The 1,426-nt window shown below is 59.6% G+C and carries 1 protein-coding gene; it reads left to right on the plus strand.

The window, feature by feature from the left end; genetic code table 11:
* Positions 1–44: 44 nt before the first annotated feature.
* Positions 45–1,399, plus strand: a protein-coding gene (locus ABID26_RS36980; RefSeq protein WP_435528654.1) for an IS3 family transposase whose coding sequence is annotated in 2 segments (ribosomal slippage) — positions 45–521 and positions 524–1,399 — 1,353 coding nt in all. Because the reading frame shifts where the segments join, the coding sequence is not laid out codon by codon here.
* The last annotated feature ends 27 nt before the right edge of the window (positions 1,400–1,426 follow it).

The raw sequence follows: 1,426 nt of genomic DNA on the forward strand, positions 1-1,426 counted from the left end.
TGAACTGACCCCCGAAAGTTGGACACAACCTTCGGGGGTTTTGCATGTCCAAACACAGTGCGCGTTTCAAGCGCTCGGTTGTCGATAGCTATTTGTGCGGGGATGAAAGCTACGCGAGTGCGGCGTCTAAGCGTGGAGTTGACGCGGCGACTGTGCGCAAGTGGGTTGCTTTGTACCAGGCGCATGGCGATGCCGGGCTGTCGCGGAAGTACGGTCGTTACGATGTGGCGTTCAAGCTGTCGGTGCTCGAGCGGATGTGGAAGGACGGTCTGTCGCATCGCCAGACGGCGACGCTGTTCAATATCCGCAATTCCGGTTGCCTGACGGGCTGGGAGAAGCACTATCATGCGGGTGGGATAGAGGCGCTCGGCCCCCGCCCCAGAGGACGACCCATGTCAAAGCCGCCGGCCCCTGCGGTGCCTGTTGCAGCCAGTGACGAGGCCAAAAGCCGCGAAGAATTGCTGGCCGAGTTGAAGCAGTTGCGGATGGAGAACGCCTACCTAAAAAAACTGAGGGCCTTAACGCAGGAACATGCGCCCAAAAAGCGCAAGCCGTCCAAGCGTTAAGGCCGTTTTATCCGCTTAAGGGCCTGCTCGACCTGGCGAAGCTGCCGCGCAGCACGTTCTATTACAGGCAAAAGGCGGCCTCGCGCCCGGACCGTCATGCGGCGCTGAAGGAGGCGATCAAGGCCATCTTCGACAGCCACAAGGGCCGCTATGGCTATCGCCGGGTGACCGCGCAACTGCGCCAGTTGGGCCAATGCGTCAACCACAAGACCGTCCAGAGCCTGATGGCCGGGATGGGATTGAAGTCACTGGTCAGGCCGAAGAAGTATCGTTCCTACAGGGGCGAGATCGGGCGGACCGCTCCCGATCTCTTGCAGCGCAAGTTCGGCGCCGACCGCGCCAACCGCAAATGGGTGACCGACGTGACGGAGTTCAGCGTGGCCGGCGACAAGCTCTACCTGTCTCCCATCATGGATCTCTACAATGGCGAGATCGTCGCCTTCGAGACGGCGCGCCGGTCGCGCTTCAAACTGGTGGACAACATGCTGACCAAAGCCTTCGCCCGGCTCAACGAGGACGAGCGGCCGATCCTGCATTCCGATCAGGGATGGCAATACCAGATGTCGGCATTCCAGCGCAGGCTGGAGGCCAGAGGCCTTGCACAGAGCATGTCACGCAAAGGCAATTGCCTCGACAACGCACCGATGGAGAGCTTCTTCGCCACACTCAAGTCCGAGCTCTTCCATCCGGAAAGGTTCGACACTGTCCAAAGCCTCGATACGGCCATCAAGGGCTACATCGACTATTACAACCACCGCCGCATCAAACTGAAACTGAAAGGGCTGGCCCCTGTGCAATACAGGACCCAGCCCTTAAATCTACCAGCTCAATGAACCGTCCAACTTTACGGGGTCAGTTCA

Origin of the sequence: Mesorhizobium shonense (assembly GCF_040545255.1) — a bacterium.
In the GTDB taxonomy this organism is placed as follows: Bacteria; Pseudomonadota; Alphaproteobacteria; order Rhizobiales; family Rhizobiaceae; genus Mesorhizobium; species Mesorhizobium shonense.